15 protein-coding genes are annotated in these 16536 nt (G+C 45.3%); all 15 read right to left on the bottom strand.

Annotated features, from left to right (window positions below; translation table 11 throughout):
• Window positions 1–5 precede the first annotated feature (5 nt).
• The gene (locus tag J2Z34_RS10820; protein ID WP_209459883.1) at window positions 6–926 is read right to left on the bottom strand and encodes a YihY/virulence factor BrkB family protein; all 921 of its coding nucleotides are present in this window, start codon (window positions 924–926) and stop codon (window positions 6–8) included.
• A 125-nt stretch (window positions 927–1051) separates the two neighbouring features.
• The gene (locus J2Z34_RS10815; RefSeq protein ID WP_209459882.1) at window positions 1052–1258 is read right to left on the bottom strand and encodes a DUF2922 domain-containing protein; all 207 of its coding nucleotides are present in this window, start codon (window positions 1256–1258) and stop codon (window positions 1052–1054) included.
• Window positions 1259–1271: 13 nt separating this feature from the next.
• Window positions 1272–1493, bottom strand: coding sequence for a DUF1659 domain-containing protein (locus J2Z34_RS10810; RefSeq protein WP_209459881.1), 222 nt, complete (start codon window positions 1491–1493; stop codon window positions 1272–1274).
• Window positions 1494–1589: 96 nt separating this feature from the next.
• Window positions 1590–2717 (bottom strand): glycosyltransferase, encoded by a 1128-nt coding sequence (locus J2Z34_RS10805; RefSeq protein ID WP_209459880.1) that lies wholly within the window; start codon window positions 2715–2717, stop codon window positions 1590–1592.
• 31 nt (window positions 2718–2748) lie between these two features.
• Window positions 2749–3618: a glucose-1-phosphate thymidylyltransferase RfbA gene (rfbA, locus tag J2Z34_RS10800; RefSeq protein WP_209459879.1), complete on the bottom strand. Its 870-nt coding sequence runs from the start codon at window positions 3616–3618 to the stop codon at window positions 2749–2751.
• Between the two features lie 34 nt (window positions 3619–3652).
• Window positions 3653–4537 carry a dTDP-4-dehydrorhamnose reductase gene (gene rfbD, locus J2Z34_RS10795; RefSeq protein WP_209459878.1) on the bottom strand — a complete coding sequence of 295 codons (885 nt, stop codon included), beginning with the start codon at window positions 4535–4537 and terminating at the stop codon, window positions 3653–3655.
• 35 nt (window positions 4538–4572) lie between these two features.
• Window positions 4573–6303 carry a glycosyltransferase family 2 protein gene (locus tag J2Z34_RS10790; RefSeq protein WP_209459877.1) on the bottom strand — a complete coding sequence of 577 codons (1731 nt, stop codon included), beginning with the start codon at window positions 6301–6303 and terminating at the stop codon, window positions 4573–4575.
• Window positions 6300–8753, bottom strand: a complete 2454-nt coding sequence (locus tag J2Z34_RS10785; RefSeq protein WP_209459876.1) for a glycosyltransferase family 2 protein — start codon at window positions 8751–8753, stop codon at window positions 6300–6302. The genes J2Z34_RS10790 and J2Z34_RS10785 overlap by 4 nt, the downstream gene beginning before the upstream one ends.
• A complete protein-coding gene (locus J2Z34_RS10780; RefSeq protein ID WP_209459875.1) occupies window positions 8740–10539 on the bottom strand; it encodes a glycosyltransferase family 2 protein in 1800 nt (599 codons plus the stop codon). Before J2Z34_RS10780 ends, J2Z34_RS10785 begins: the two co-directional genes overlap by 14 nt.
• Before the next feature lie 31 nt (window positions 10540–10570).
• Complete coding sequence (locus tag J2Z34_RS10775; RefSeq protein WP_342453157.1) at window positions 10571–11971, bottom strand: undecaprenyl-phosphate glucose phosphotransferase; 1401 nt, start codon at window positions 11969–11971, stop codon at window positions 10571–10573.
• Window positions 11972–11978: 7 nt separating this feature from the next.
• Window positions 11979–12833 carry a glycosyltransferase family 2 protein gene (locus J2Z34_RS10770; protein ID WP_209459874.1) on the bottom strand — a complete coding sequence of 285 codons (855 nt, stop codon included), beginning with the start codon at window positions 12831–12833 and terminating at the stop codon, window positions 11979–11981.
• 13 nt (window positions 12834–12846) lie between these two features.
• Window positions 12847–13812, bottom strand: a complete 966-nt coding sequence (locus tag J2Z34_RS10765; protein WP_209459873.1) for a glycosyltransferase family 2 protein — start codon at window positions 13810–13812, stop codon at window positions 12847–12849.
• Entirely contained in the window at window positions 13809–15077 is a 1269-nt protein-coding gene (locus tag J2Z34_RS10760; protein WP_209459872.1) for an ABC transporter ATP-binding protein, read from the bottom strand. The genes J2Z34_RS10765 and J2Z34_RS10760 overlap by 4 nt, the downstream gene beginning before the upstream one ends.
• A 12-nt stretch (window positions 15078–15089) precedes the next feature.
• Window positions 15090–15866, bottom strand: coding sequence for an ABC transporter permease (locus J2Z34_RS10755; protein ID WP_209459871.1), 777 nt, complete (start codon window positions 15864–15866; stop codon window positions 15090–15092).
• 111 nt (window positions 15867–15977) lie between these two features.
• Window positions 15978–16535, bottom strand: a complete 558-nt coding sequence (gene rfbC / locus J2Z34_RS10750) for a dTDP-4-dehydrorhamnose 3,5-epimerase (RefSeq protein ID WP_209459870.1) — start codon at window positions 16533–16535, stop codon at window positions 15978–15980.
• Between the last annotated feature and the right edge of the window lies 1 nt (window position 16536).

Here is a 16536-nt window from a genome sequence, read left to right as displayed (position 1 = left end):
TTTCCCTACTCTTTCTCGACAATAGATTCGCTTTCAGCTGCCTTTCCGTTCCGTCTTGCAGCTACCCTGTCCTTCACATTCTGTACAACGTGTATGTAAGGGTCCCGTATCCCCCTGACCTCAATAAGAAGGGCGTTGATCTGTGCTGAAAACAGCATGATCATGGATACTACCAGCAGCCATAGCATTAAGGCCACCACTGCTCCAAGGGTTCCATAGAACCTTGAATAGTTGGCGAGGTTATTCACATAATACTGGAATGCAAGTGTAGAGAGAATGAACATCAGTGTAGCGAAAAGTGCACCCGGAAATGCATATCTGAACTTCACCTTCTTAGTTGGCACGAACATATAGAACATCGTGAACATCAGGAACATGAAGACCACCGGCGTGATGATCCTCGCTGTCTGGATGAATTCCTTCTGTGGCAGGGCAGGAAAATAATGCAGGATCACCAAAAGTATCTGCTCACCAAATACTATCCCGATAAGAGAAAGCATTATTGATACCGCAAACAGCACCACCCAGAATATGGAGAGCGCATATAGGTGCAATATGTTTCTTTTCTCCTTGATCCTCATTGCCTTGTTGATGCCCTTCATGAAGGCTCTTATACCTCCTGATGAAGTATATATCGCAAGGAATATTGAAAGGCTCATAAGCCCGCCTCTCTGGTTATCAAGGACGTCAGTGACAATCCCGGCAGTCAGGTCATAGACCTCCATCGGGAGAGCCTCCTGCATCCTCTGGAGGATTATTGCAGAATCGATTTTCATGTATCCCAGCAGGGTGAAAAGGAATATTAGGAAAGGGAATATTGCCAAAAGAAGGCTGTACGTAAGCTGATAGGCGAAAGCGAAGCTATCGTCCCAGTCTGCCTTCTTCAGCAGCGTCTTCATGAATTTCAAGATACCCTTCTTTTCCATATGCATCCCTCGACTTTCTTAACACCATACTATCACAAACTATTAGTTATATTGTTAAACAAATGGAACCAAGCTATTAATATTGAAAAAGCCAAAGGCCCATCCTGAAAGGATGAGCCAAGGGTTTAAACCGCCATGGTTTCCTGTCTTGTTATTACAGCCGAATCGATTGATTCGAGCTCCTGGTCCCCTTCAAAGAGGACATTCTTTGTGATAAGGAGATTCATCAGCTCCTGTATCTCAAGTTCAGTAACATCTGTCCTAACCTTTGGAATCCTAAAGGTAGAATTCCTGCCGGCCTTGTTCACGAATACCATTGAAAGACTATTCATTTTCCGTTACCTCCTATACTGCTGCCAGTGCACTGACATCTTCAAGCTTGTAGCTGTAGGTCGCCTGTTCTCCAAGCGCTGAGATCTTTGCCGCTATCTCGTGGATATCCTCCGGGAGAGCCGCAGTCTTGAAGTTTCTGAACCTCCTTGCCTCATAGGTAGTCTTTCCGTTGACCACCTCTTTGATGTAGGTGATGAGTAGGGCCGTTGTTTCCTTGTTTACCGATACTGCCATGTTTATCAGCTCCTTTCACATGCTAAATATGCACATTTCAGGAGAATGGCAAAAAATTTGTTTAAAAATCGAAAAAAAGGGCACACATGGCCCTTTTCATCTTTCATAAACCTTCAGCGTTTCATCAAGCATACGCTTAAGGGAATATCTTTCACTTATTGTCTCATATGAATATCTGGAAGCGATCCTTGCTGATACGGTATTTTCAGTCATCCATTCCATTGCCTCACACAAGGCTTCCGAACTTCCTGGCTCGACAATCCTGCAGGATTTTAAATCTCCTTCGCCTAGCATCCTCTTTACGTCTCCGACATCAGTGGCAACTATTGGCAGCATGTGTTTCATCGCTTCAAGAATTACGAAAGGAAATCCCTCCTTGACCGAAGGGAGTACAAGACAGTCGAAGGCATCCATCAGCTTTTCCGCATTTTCCACGTATCCGGTGAATATGACACCTTCTCCCGATAAGGACCTTATCTCATCAAGGAGCAGTCCCTGTCCGACCAGGACAAGCTTAAGGTTTTCTGCCCTGCTGCTGTTCCTAAGCTTCTCAAATGCCTGAACAAGATATCTGTGACCCTTTGTCTCATAGAAATTGGCTATGGTTCCAAATGCGAATTCCCCATCTCCTATCCCCAGCTGGTTCCGCAGGTAGGCCCGTTCCTCTTGTCCTTCAATTTTCGCTTCCTGTTCGAAATCAATTCCATTTGGAATACAGGCAGTCTGATTGTCAGACTTAATACCTAGTGATTCTGCAGTTTCAAGGTCACGATATGAAACAACAATAAGGTCCGTGGCAATGGATGCAGCAAATTTCTCTATAAATCTGTAGAATGCTTTTGCAAGGCCAGCCATAGGTTCATTGAACACAAATCCATGTGCTGTATAAATGTTCTTGGGTACCTTAGCGTTTTTTGCAGCAAGCCTTGCCAGAATCCCTGCCTTGGAGCTATGGCTGTGAACAATAGAATAACCGCTTTCTTTGAACTCCCTGGCCAGGTATCTGAATGTCTTCAGGTCATCCTTCAGGGAGATCTCTCTTTTGAGAGAAGGTACTTCCACGACCCTGATTTTTGATTTTCGAAGCTCCTCAACAAGGAGTCCGCCTGGACCGCAGTACACGGTAATATCAAACTTGTCAGAAAGGCCCTTCGAAAGCAGAAGTATATTTTTCTGTGCTCCACCCATTTCAGATTGGGTTACCACATAGGCAATCTTTTTCAAGTGCCTTCACCTCTTTTTTGGTGTACCAGTGTTATCTTGGCTCGTTTGCAACATGTACAAGATACTGGCCATACTCTGTCTTGAGCAAAGGCTGAGCAAGTTCCAGGAGTCTCTCCCTGGTTATGAACTTCTTCCTGAATGCAATCTCTTCAATGCATGCAACATATAGTCCCTGTCTGGTCTGTACCGCCTCTACGAAGTTGGCTGCATCAAGCAGTCCCCTGTGTGTTCCAGTGTCGAGCCATGCCATTCCACGGCCAAACAGTTCAACCTTGAGCTTTCCTCTTCTCAGATATTCGTTGTTGACTGCGGTTATCTCAAGCTCGCCTCTCTTTGATGGCTTTATGGTCTTAGCTATCTCTACAACATCATTTCCGTAGAAATACAGTCCCGGTACCGCATAGTTTGATTTCGGCTCTTCAGGCTTTTCCTCGATGGAGAGCACATTCATGTCGTCATCGAACTCAACGACTCCAAATTCAGTCGGATTGCTGACGTGATAGCCGAAAATCGTTGCCTCTTCCCTTTCAACAGCTGCTTTCAGTCTCTCAGAGAATCCATATCCATAGAATACGTTGTCTCCAAGAACAAGGGCAACCTTGTCGCTGCCAATGAACTCCTCACCGATGATAAATGCTTCTGCAAGGCCATTTGGAGCATGCTGGACAGCATATGATATGGATAGCCCATAATCACTTCCGTCTCCCAGAAGCTCCTCGAACGACCCAATGTCCCTTGGAGTCGATATTATAAGGATCTCCCTGATTCCAGCAAGCATGAGCACCGAAAGCGGATAGTAGATCATCGGCTTGTCATAAATCGGAAGAATCTGCTTTGAAACTGATTTGGTTACTGGATAGAGCCTTGTGCCGGATCCTCCGGCGAGTATAATACCTTTCATTCTCACTTCTCCTCGTATACAAATATAGTCTGATTTACATCTTTTCGAATGCAGTCATAAATGACCGTAACGCATCCTGCCATGGCCTCATGTGGTCTCCTACTGTAACCCGGAGCATCATATTGTCCAGTGACGAATAGGAGGGTCTTCTTGCAGGTCTCGGAAACTGGTCAGTAGTAACCGGGGCTACAGTTGCATCAATCCCCGCATATTCGATTATAAGCTTGGCAAAATCATACCATGAACATTCACCGGATCCTGTGCAATGGTAGACTCCATATTCCTCGGTATCTGCAAGCCTTAGTATATGGTAGCAAAGGTCTTCCACATTTGTAGGATTGCCCTTCTGGTCATTTACCACCTGAAGAGCTCCTCTTTCCTTTCCTGCCTTCATGATTGTCTTTACAAAGTTCCCTCCATAGAGACCATAAAGCCATGATGTCCTGACAATGAAATGCCTTGAACAGAAGGTCTTCACATTCTCCTCACCTGCAAGCTTCGATTTGCCATATATGCTTTGCGGGTCTGTAAGGTCGTATTCAGCGAATGGCTCGCTTCCCGTTCCCGAAAAGACATAGTCAGTAGATATGTGGACAAGCCTTGCATCAGTCTCCTCAGCAGCAATAGCCAGGTTTCGTGCTCCCAGTGCATTCACCCTGAAGGCTCTGTCCCTGTCGGTTTCGCAGCCATCTACATTCGTATAGGCCGCAGAGTTTATTATGAGGTCAGGCTTTATGCCTGCAACTACAGCCCTTACTGCTGAAAGGTCTGACACATCAAGGTCCTTGCTTGAATATCCGAACACATCGGCATATATAAAGCTTTCGGGTATGGCCCCAAGCTCTGTCGTACCTGCCTTCAGTATTTCCGTCAGCTGCGTTCCAAGCTGGCCTTTGGCTCCGGTAATAAGTATTTTCATGGATTACCTCCTCCTTGGTATAATTGACATGTTCTTTAGTCCTTTATGGAAAAATCCGGCCTGACCAGAGTAAGATTCGGGTTATAGTAGGGATCGCCATCTTTCAAAATCTCAGGCCATCTTTTCGCAAACCTTTCAACCTCGCTGTTGAACCTTCTGGCCTTTTCCGGAGTGTCGTCCTGTCCCCTTGACTTCGATTCGTAGTGGAAGAGCTCGGCATATGGGGTATAGACCACAAGCTTGCCCTTTTTTCTGACCTTCATGCAATAATCAATGTCATTGAAGGCTACCTGCATCTCTTCTGTCAACCCTCCGACACTTTCATAGATGCTCTTCTTAGTCATCATGCACGCTGCTGTCACAGCACTGTAATTTTGAGTGCAATTCTCCCTGTTTAAATATCCTGAATCACCCTTCTTCAGGCTTACAAAGGCGTGTCCTGCTATTCCACCAAGACCGATTATCACTCCGGCATGCTGAACTGACCCGTCGCCGTAATAAAGCTTCGCTCCTACTATGCCTACCTCATCTCTCATGCAATGACCAAGCATCTCTTCAATGCAGTCTGCATTGATGATTTCAGTATCATTGTTCAGCAGCAGAATGTATTCACCTTTGGAGAAACCTGCTCCATAGTTGTTAATCGCTGAATAATTGAAATCACCCTTGTATTCCATAACACTTATATTCTTATGCGTTCTGGACATCCTGTCGTAATATTCAAATGTGCTTTTATCCGTGCTGTTGTTTTCAATTATTATGATTTCCATGTTTTTATATGAAGACCTGTTCAATAAGGAATTCAGACATTTATCCAGGTCATCTATATGGTCCTTGTTAGGGATCAAAACTGATACAAGCGGATTTCCATCTGTACTGAACCTGGTTCTAAGTATACCATCCAGATTGCTTCCAGATACGGTAGCGTCAATGCCCATCCTCGAATAGTGGTCTCTGAGTACCTTCATGTGGTCAATCTGAGCAATTTCATTTTTCGCTGATGTTTGCTTTGAATGATAAAGAACCTTTGGAATATGGCCTATTGCTGCACTGCTCTCAAAAATCCTGAAATACAGGTCCAGGATACAGCCTTCTCCATATTCTTTTTTAAACCCTCCGATATCCCTTAGCACTCTTCTGCTTATCACCATAGAATTTGAAATATAATTGGTGCTTCTCAAAAGATCCAGATTGAAATCGGGCTTAAAAATCGGATCAATATGTCTGATCCCACTTGCCTCTATCTTGTCTTCATCTGTGTAAACTGCAGAGTATCCACCTTTTTCGATTTCGCTCGCTATTTCAAACAGTGCATTTGGTGCAAGCTGGTCGCCTGGCTGCATGAAAAGAATGTAGTCACCGCTGCATTTTTCAGCTGCCCTGTTCAAAATTTCAGCTATCTGTGAATTCTTGTCATATTCAACGAAAACCACACCCGAATCACTCAGCTTCTGGTCCTCGCGACCGATCGAAAGAAGCTCCCAGTTAGCGTAGGTCTGTTCAGTGAGTGATAGAAATGTTCCTTTAAGCCTTTGCTGAGAATCACTGCCCGCCATTACTATAACACTGAACTTTGCTTTGAATGACAGCTTGATTTCCGCTTGGGCATTAAGTGCCGATTTATCAGGAGCATGTCTTAAAAACCACTTATTGTAGTCTGACTCCACTCCAAGTGTCTTCTGTATCAGATGCACCATGAAATTCCTTAATCCGTGACGTTTATAGAACCTTGCGGCCCTGAACAATTTATCCTTAATCAATTTCATACCTTCTTCAAATGATAGTCATTCCTGTTCAGCGAAAGATTTCGGTTGTACATGGGGTCACCCTTTGAAAACAGGACCTTCCATCTTTCCTTGAATTTTTCAGATTCATTCTTGATTTTAACCGTGCCTTCTTTCCCTGAATCATTGACCGGTCTGACAGGCACATACCTGTAAGCTTCTGCGAATGGATTGAATACTGTCAGCTTGCCTGTTTTTCCAATCGCAAGACAATAATCCGAGACAGTCAGCCCTGTACTAAATTCCTCTGAAAAGCCACCTGCATTATTGAATACCTCCCTGCTCGTCATGAAGCAGGACGGGTTTGTTATGCTGTAGTCGCACGCGGTAATTGCACGAGCAAAATATCCGTTGTCATATCTGGACTGTCCTTGGAAAGAATTGCCGGTAATCCCGTCCATATTTACAACCGAACCCGCATGGTATATTATATCGTCCTCATAATACAGCTTTGCACCTACGGCACCCACGTCGGTTCTCCTTGCATAGCCAAGAAGTTCCTCAAAGAATTCATCAGTAATTATGGAAATGGTGTCATCCATGAATAGCATATATTCACCGTTAGAGTTTTCAGCCCCGAAGTTTCTTGACTTGGAGTAGCTCTTCTCTCCCCTGTAGAATACCACTTTCACTTTCGGGAACTTTGCCTGGAGTTCATCATAGAATGAAAATGTACTCCCTTTCTTGCTTCCGGTGTCCACTATCAGAATCTCATAGTTGTCATACAGGCTCTTGAACTCAATTGCACTGATGCACCTCTTGATGTCCTTGATGCTGTCATTGCTGGATATGATGATGGAGACCAACGGCTCAGCCGTAATATGAAAGAAGGTCTTATATACCCCATAGATTTTCGTGAATTCCACATGGGCATCAATTCCCATCCTGCTGTAATGCGCATCAAGCGCCTTTTTCGCTGAATCATATGCGTAAAGCTTGCTTTCTGGATTCTCAGCAACGGAGTCCTTATGCGATCTCCAGTGGTACAAGATCCTTGGGATATGGTGTACCTTTTTGGCTTGTTCTGTGCATCTCAGGATCATGTCATAGTCCTGGGACCCGTCGAATTCATTCCTGAAAAGTCCGACGCTATGCATGAGCTCCCTTTTTGCGACAAAAAGATGTGTAATATAGTTCATGCTTCTTAGAAGGTCAATGTTGAAGTCAGGTTTGAAGTGCGGCATGAAGTATGCTGAGCCGTCCATCGTGAGCTTATCCTCGTCCGAGTATATTACGTCAACTTCAGCATCATCCTGTATTGCCAATGCGCATTCAAACAGCGCATCAGGAGTAAGCAGGTCATCATGGTCCACCAGAACTATGAAGTCACCTGTTGCAAGTTTAATCGCTTCATTGGTGTTGTCAGAAATGCCCAGCTGCCTAGATGATACTGTGAATTTAATCCTTTCATCCCTTCGTGAATAATCACGAAGTATCTCAATTACCTGTGTTTCAGTTCCGCTGCCCTCGCACATGCAAAGCTCCCAATTGGAATAGGTCTGGGAAGTAACAGAGTCTACCATCTCTCTCAGGAAATTTTCCGGGGTCTTGTAAAGAGGCACGACTATACTGAACTTCGGCCTGACTGTAAAACCATATTTCCTCTGAGCATCAAGCTCCACTTCGGACCTCAAATGGTAGTTCAGCCACTTCTCATATTCTGCGGCTGATTCTGCTTTTCCCCAGACAACCTGCATGGCTTTCAGTGCTGTCCACTTGATTCCATGCTTCTTAAGGTATTTGAGTCCCTTTATGAGTTTATTTTCCTTTTGTGAATACGCACCTTTAAGGGCCTTTGCCATATCAACCTCATATTGGGCTGACAGGTCGCCTGATTTGAAGCTGAAAAGCAGCTTCTTTCCGGTTGGATTGTTGACTTCGGCTTTAAATCCGCAATATTCATGGAGCGCAGCCTCTTTGAATGTGGCTGAAACGTCCTTTCTCTGGAAAAATTCGATATCAATATCCATGTCACGTCCATTTTCATCCTGTGCTGAAACACCAAATGGATCAGTGGATGCAACCCAGCCTGAAAGCTTGCAGTCTCCGCCTTCAATCGAAACTGTATCGACACAATATGGAAGCTGATACTTCAGCAATTGTATTTTCTTAGTCGGTGCTTCAAAGGAAGGAATCCTTTCATCGCCGTTCACAGTATAAACAGTGAGTTTGCCGTACTTGTCAAAGTCCTTCGGCAGGTTGATATACAAGTAGTATTCTTCGCTTACGTTTGCCTGATGTACCAGATGCCTTTGTCTTACATCATAGCCCCTGTACTTGTCGAAACTCATTTCCAGTCTTGTCTTGTCCAGATATGCTTCAATTCCGTTCTTTTCAGGGTTGTTTTCAGCGAACCATCCGCCTATGACAAACTTATCCTTGTCAGTAAGATGAAACCTTGCGTTGGATACCTTGAAGTTATTGCTTATCATTATTATCTCCTAATACTCTTTTCATTCGTGGAGCTACAGGTACAACTGGAAGCCCATCCTTAAGGTTGAGCCTGATATTTGAGTAAGGGTCCGAACCATTCAATTTGCTGAGGTCAAACATATCGATTCCGCATGTCAAAGTACCTGTCTCCTCAAGCTCAGCTCGCACATGAGGATCATAAACATTAAGCAGTCCGGCAGTACAGCTCCTCACACCATAGTCAAAACAGCTTTCCATCATATCAGTTGACACGCTGAAGGAACCAATATGATCATAACTGGATCTCGCAACCGCAATCAGTATTCCATCGGCTCCTAGAATGTTCCTTGTAACAAGAGGTGATACGAAGGGTGTACCGTAATGTACTGAAGGTGACCCTTTAAACAATCTCCTTAAGGTCCCATCCGGAAGGACAGTAACACCGGCACTTAAAATTCCGCCATCATCTGATACTATTCTTGACCCTACAATACCTGTTCCAGTCCTTGAAGCCTTTTCAGAAAGCCTTTCCATGAATCCCATAGACAGGCCAGTGACTCTTGCATCAATAAAAATCAGTATATCACCGTTAGCTTCATTGACACCTTTGTTTGCTCTTTCACCCCAGGTGTTTGACCCTGAGGTGTCAACTACTCTTACAGAAGGATCAATTCCATCACTCTTAGCTCCAACTGCTTCCCATAGGACGATTATTTCATACCTTATGCCTGCTTCGGAATTCCTGATTACCTTTATACATCTCCTGATATTTTCAATACCGCTTGTCCCGTCGATTATCACCGAGATAAGGAGTTTTTTCTGATCTATCGGATACCTCGCATCATATACATACCACTGGTCGGTCTCATTAGCATACGCACCTTGTCCGAACACCCTCTTCAGATGTCCGTCCAGAGCCTTTAGTCCGGCAATGTGCGCGTAAGGCTTTGAATCTGGGTTCATGGCAGTAGACGATGGCAGCTCCCTCCAGGAATACAGTACCTTAGGTATGTGGCTGATCCTTGAGGTTCTTTCAGACATCCTCAAGGCCAGGTCATAATCCTGCGCCCCATCGAATTCCTTTCGGAAGCCTCCCGTTTCAAGGAAGAATCCCTTCCTGAATGCGAAGATGTGTCCTATATACATCTGGCTGCGCAGAAGGTCAGGAGACCAGTCGGGCTTGTAGAAAGGAGCTTTCCTTATTCCATCCTGATCAGTCTTGTCTTCATCAGAATAGATGAGGTCAGGCTCGGCAGCCAAAATATCTGCGGCAATATGAAGGATAGCGTTCCTGTGGATCAGGTCATCATTGTCCATCATGACTATGTATTCGCCTGAAGCCTCTTCAATACCTCTGTTGCTGGTTCCTGATATCCCGAGGTTCTTCTCATTTCTAGCCACTTTCACCCTTGAATCTGATATAGAGCCAAGGTAATCAATAACTCTTTCGTCTGTGGAGCAGTCATCGACCAGAATCAGCTCAAAATTGTCATAGGTGCTTAAAAGCACCGACTTTACAGCTTCATCAAGCCACCTTGTCTCAACATTGTATACAGGCATGACTACAGAAATGAGGGGCTTCCTTGCCAATCCATCAAGCACTTCACCGGTATCGAGGTATTCCTCTTCATCATATGAGTAACCTCTTGATAATGACTCGGCAAACAGCCTGGCCTTGGACTTGTCGAGAGCCCATTTTAAGCCATGCCTCCGGACTCCCTTTATAAGCCTCACAGCGTACACGGGATCCTTTATGGCAATCCTCATCGCCTTATTAATTTTTCCTATCCCATGAATCAGTGCCATGATGACCACATCCGTTCAGTTCATTCAATTTCTAGTAGGCGTTTTCCTTGGCCTTTCTCTTGAAGAAAGTCATGAGGAATATCCTTGCATCGAAAATCAGGCTCCAGTTCTCGATGTAGTAAATGTCACATTCGATCCTTCTTACGATTGAGGTATCTCCTCTCCATCCCTGCACCTGCGCCCATCCGGTTATTCCGGGCCTTACCTGATGCTTTATCATGTATCTTGGAACCTCTTCCTTGAACTTCTCGACGAAGTAGGGCCTCTCAGGTCTCGGACCCACCAGTGACATGTCGCCCTTCAGCACATTGAAAAGCTGAGGCAGTTCATCAATGCTGGTCCTTCTTATGAAGTTACCTACCTTGGTCTTTCTCGGGTCATCCTTTGTGGTCCACTTGTCATGCTCCTCTTCATCAGTCTGAAGCTTCATGGACCTGAACTTATACATGTTGAATGACTTCCTGTTAAGTCCCACCCTTTCCTGCACGAAAATTACAGGACCGGGAGAATCGAGCCTTACAAGCAATGCGACTATGATAAGCACGGGACTTATTGCAATAAGACCCAGTCCCGAAATCAATATGTCCAGGGCCCTCTTCACAAATGCATACAAAGGGTTGTCCAGAGGTATGTACCTGATGTTTATTATCGGCAGCCCGTCAACATCCTCAACAAATGGCCTTGCAGGAAGATACCTGTAGTAGTCCGGTACTATGTAGGTCTTGACTCCCGCCTTTTCGCACACCCTTATAATCTTGTCAACTACCTTGTACTCATTCAGTTCAAGTGTTATGAACACCTCGTCGGCATTTTCCCTGCTTATCACTTCCTCAAGGTCAGAGAGTATCCCAAGATGCTTTGCCGGGAAATCAGAATCCACAAGTCCGGTACTGATTACTCCTACTATGTTGTATCCCCAGTGCCTGTTTGAAGCCATGGAATGGATTATCCTTCTTGATGCATCACTGTCTCCGACAAGTATGATGTGCTTGAGGTTATACCCCTTCGCTCTCATTCTTCTGAGCATCAGCCTTATTGATCCCCTCTCAGCTAACATGAACAGATTGACTAGAACCACATGAAGCGCCAGCATCACCCTTGAATAGTGCATCTGCTTTGACAGGAACAGGAACAGGACAAATATGAATATCCCAGTGCTGTTCGCCTTAACTATTGCATAGATCTCCTCTGAGAACGTGTTCTTCCTCTGAGGGTCATACAGTTTGAACAGGTACAGGCAAAGCGCGAAGAATGGCAGGAACATTACGACCGGATTGAAATAATCCCAGAATGAAAGTACTCCGGGAAACCATATAGGCACTATCCCCGAGTGGAACCTCAGGTACCATGATGCTGCTATCGATAATAGAATAGCCGCCATGTCCAGCACGAACTGCAGCATGTTTAGTATCTTCTGGTTTTTCTTTATCACGGCCAAATCACCTCTTCAGCGAATTTATTGCAAGGTCCAGGGCCATTTTTCCCTTTATGCCGGCATACATTGCCAAAGAGACACCCTTCCCGTATTTTTCCTTGTAGTGCTTTTCGAAGAATATCCACATAGAGTCGTAGAACTCCCTGATGGACTCCTTTCTCCTCTTGTTGAAGCTTGCTTTCTTATAATGAGTGATCACTGCCTCAGGATAGTATATTATGCCGTACCCGGCTTCACCCATCCTGTAGCACCAATCGATGTCTTCACCATACATGAAGAAATCCTCGTCAAGGAGACCCACGCTGTCAATGACTTCACGGTCCACCATCATATATGCCCCCATGATGCACTCCACCCTGCCTATCTCATCTTCGTCAAGATAAGTCAGGTTGTAGGCACCAAAGGTCTTGCTTCCCTTGAACAGCCTGTCGAGGTACATGTAGTGCCAGACAGAATTTGCAGGCGTTGGAAATGACCTCTTGCACGCCTTGTCCAATCTTCCATCCGGAAGAACCACCTTGGCGCCAAGAACCTTCATGCCTGTGGAATCCATATACTCAACGGATCTGTCTATTGCACCTGATCTTGCAATCGTGTCGGAATTGAGGAGCAGTATCCTCTCTCCTTTTGAAGCCCTGATGCCGATGTTGTTCGCCTTGGAAAAGCCAAGGTTTTCTCCAGTCTCGATGAAGATGATGTCCTTCCTTTTCCTGAAAGCCTCTATGCTTCCGTCTAAAGAACCATTATCCACCAGAATTATCTCATATGAATGGTTTTTCACTGTATTAACAACGGAATCTATGGCCTTTCCCGTAAGTTCCATCGTATTGTAGTTGACAATTATTATTGAAACGTCCATAGATCCTCCGTTCTCATTTCCTGATCAGGTGCCAGACTCCAGCAATCAGTTCCAGCTGGATTCCGATATGCCTTCCTGTATCCTTCAGTCTGAATGGGCCTCTACTGACTTCTCCAAGGGTCTTTAACCCTTTGAGTACAGAACCCCAGTATTCTCTTCCAAAGCCCATCAGAGCGAATGCAGCGCCCTTTATGACTATCCCTGCTGCGATGAAGGGGAGATTCATCACGAGAAACACAAGAGGCATATTCTTCCATATGAGCCATATGTTGTTCCTCGGCACCAGCTTCATCTTGAAGGATGACCTTCTGCCGCCGGTGGATGAGCTTCCAACGTGGTATACCACGGAATCCGGACAGAAGTGGCTGGTGTAGCCTGCAATCTTAGCTCTCCACGATATGTCCATGTCTTCGAGATAGGCGAAGAACGATTCATCGAACAATCCTATCTCATCGAATACACTCTTTCTGTATGCTGCAGCTCCTGCGCAGGAGCTGAATATCTCCCTTTCATTCAGGTAGTTTTCAGCTTTCTTTCCGTCTCCGGTCTTGTAACCCCAGCCCAGTATGGTATATCCGTCCCCTGCATCGTCCAGCTTATCCCTGTCATCAAAGCGCATCATCCTTGACTGGACCGAGAAGGCGCCGGGCTTTGACTCCATGCACTTCTTAAGCTCTCTTACAAATGACGGGTCAGCCTCTATGTCATTGTTGAGGAGAATCACGAGTTCAGCTCCGGAAATCCTTATACCTGCATTTACAGCTGCAGGAAATCCAAGGTTGGCTCCATTTCTTAAAACCAAGTGGTCAAGCCCCAGCTCAGTAGAAAGCTTCTCGAAGAGCTCGGGGCTGCCATCCTCTGAACCATTGTCCACGAGAATTACCCTGAAGCCCCTGTCATCCTGCGCAGCAAGCGACCTTGCCAGAAGCTCAATATGCCTGTAGCCATTGTAATTTGGAACTACAATGTCAGTACTCATCTGAGGCTGCTCTCTTCCGGTATATCCCATGCAACCGGGATCTTTACCAGGCCATTTCCATCAACAGTTTCCTGGTCGACCATGAACTCATATTGCCTGTCAAGTATGTCATACTGGTCAATCTGGTCGGAGCTGTGGATTTCAGCTGTGAACTGGTATCTGCCTTCAAGCAGCACATTGCTGATTATAAGCCTGAACCGGGCAGTATCTGATTGGTTCTTCAATATGATGCGATGGTTGCGGGAATTGCTTCCAGTAACAAGGACATCGCCCTCGGAGTGGACCGCATACCCGAACACTATTTCATGAACATCAGAATTTCGTTTTAGCTCCACATTGACAGCTATATCCTCGCCGGTATCGAACCTGTTCTTTATGTTGCCATCGACATCAGAGAAGTAGATCCTTGATATCTCCACCTTCCTGTTTCCGTACCTGTTGTTCATGGGGTGAGAATGGGATTCATGAAGCATCAGCTTTACCTTGCCGTTCTCGCCGACCGGCTGAGCCTCAGGCTCATCGACAATGTTATACACAAGCCTCCTGTAGAGGTTGATCATATCATCTGTCGAGCCTTCCACAATGTGTCCGCCCTTCTTGATGAAGATTACCCTGTCACAGATCCTGTCCACCATCCCCATGTCATGTGACACGAAAACAATGGTCTTGCCCTGCCGCTTGAACGAAAGTATCTTTTCTATGCACTTCTTCTGGAAGGCTTCATCGCCAACCGCCAGGACCTCATCGATGATCAGTATATCCGGGTCAACATTGATCGCAACGGCGAAAGCCAGCCTCATGTACATACCTGATGAGTAGTTCTTTACTGGAGAGTTCATGAACTCCTCCATCTCTGCAAATGCGACTATCTCATCATATTTTTTTGTGATCGTAGCCTTTGAAAGCCCCAGTATCGAACCATACAGGAACACGTTCTCCCTGCCTGTGAGGTCCGGCTGAAAGCCAGCACCTACCTCAAGGAGAGCCGATACCTTACCATTCACCAGTACATCTCCGCTATCAGCATAGAGTATCTTTGAGATCAGCTTAAGTGTGGTACTTTTCCCCGTACCGTTTTCTCCAATTATTCCTACTGTCTCGCCCTTCTCAATCCTGAAGGAGACATCGGTCAGGACCGGATGGTATGCAACCTGCAGTCTCCATCTCCTCAGCATCGTATTGATGAAGATTTCCTTTATGGAATAGCTGAGGTTCTGGTACAGCTTGAATCTCTTGTTTACATTCTTGAATTCTATCACTGCCATATTTCCACCCCTCTAAATCCGCTCTGCGATGTCGCGTTCGAGCTTTGTAAACACTCTCTGTCCGACAGCTAGAGTAATGGAAGCCACAACAAGCAGTGCAACAAGGAATTTCAAATCCGGAAATACATTCCTGATTGTAGTGTCCCTTATAAGCTCTACTACCAGTGTCATAGGATTAAGCATGAGGAATACCCTGTACTTTTCCGGTATCATCGAGAATGAGTAAATTACCGGAGTAAGGTAAATCCACGCCATGAACAGGATCTCAACAAAATGTGATATATCTCTGTAATATACATTAAGTACTGAAAGCATGAGGCTTAAGCCTGTGGTGAACATGACAAGGAGGATCAGCACTACAGGAAGCATGAGTATGTTTATGCCAAGCGGCACTCCAAATAGCATCATTGCAGCGAAAAGCACTATCATTGTCATGAGGAAGTTGACGAAATTGCTCATGATTAAAGACAGGGGTATTATCTCCCTTGGAAAATAGACCTTCTTGATAAGCTGTGAATTGCTCACCAAAGACATCGTGCTTCCCTGCACGGATGCGTTGAAGAAGTTCCAGGGCAGGAGTCCTGCCAGAAGTACCAGGCTGTAGTTCTCGATCTGCACCTTCATGATGAACTTGAAAGCAAACGTATATACTGTAAGCATCAGAAGGGGATTCAGGAACGACCAGAAGAATCCCAAAGCAGAATTCTTGTATTTCAGCTTCAGCTCCTTGCTGGTAAGGTTGAACAGGAGCTCCTTATAAACAGTTATTTCTTTGATCTTCTTTAACATACGACCACCTAACAAAATTTCCGCGAAAGCCCTTAGGGCTCAGTAAGCAGCATCAATATTTAAATAATCAGATGACCATATTTTTAATAGATAAAAATATGGTCAGGATTCCTATAGCTCTATTCTTTTTTCCGCGAGAGTTCCTGCATTCCTGTCCTTTTCTGACAGCAGCACTTCATCGATGCCTTCAAGCGGCCACTCGATTCCAATTCCCGGATCGTTCCAGAGTATGCCGCCCTCAAACTGAGGGGCATAGAGGTTCGTGCACTTGTACACGAATTCTGCAGTCTCTGAAAGGACGATGAAACCGTGGGCAAAGCCTTCGGGTACGTAGAACTGTTTTTTGTTTTCAGCAGACAGCCTTACGCCCTGCCATTTGCCATAAGTTTCTGAGCCCTTCCTGAGGTCAACAGCCACATCAAAAACTTCACCGCTGATTACCCTTACGAGCTTTCCCTGCTGCATCTCTGACTGGAAATGGAGTCCTCTGAGGACGCCTTTTCTGGATTTGCTCTGGTTGTCCTGCACAAACTGCATCGGGAGTCCGTTCTCGCTAAACTCCTGATAGTTGTAGGTTTCCATGAAATAGCCCCTGTCATCTCCGAATACTGTAGGCTCTATAACAAATACACCCTTTATCTCCGCTTCAGTGAACTTGAATTTACCCATT

Source organism: Youngiibacter multivorans (assembly GCF_017873395.1).
Lineage (GTDB): Bacteria > Bacillota > Clostridia > Clostridiales > Clostridiaceae > Youngiibacter > Youngiibacter multivorans.
Note: the sequence above shows the minus strand (reverse complement) of the source record. Positions and strands in the feature narration are given on the sequence as shown.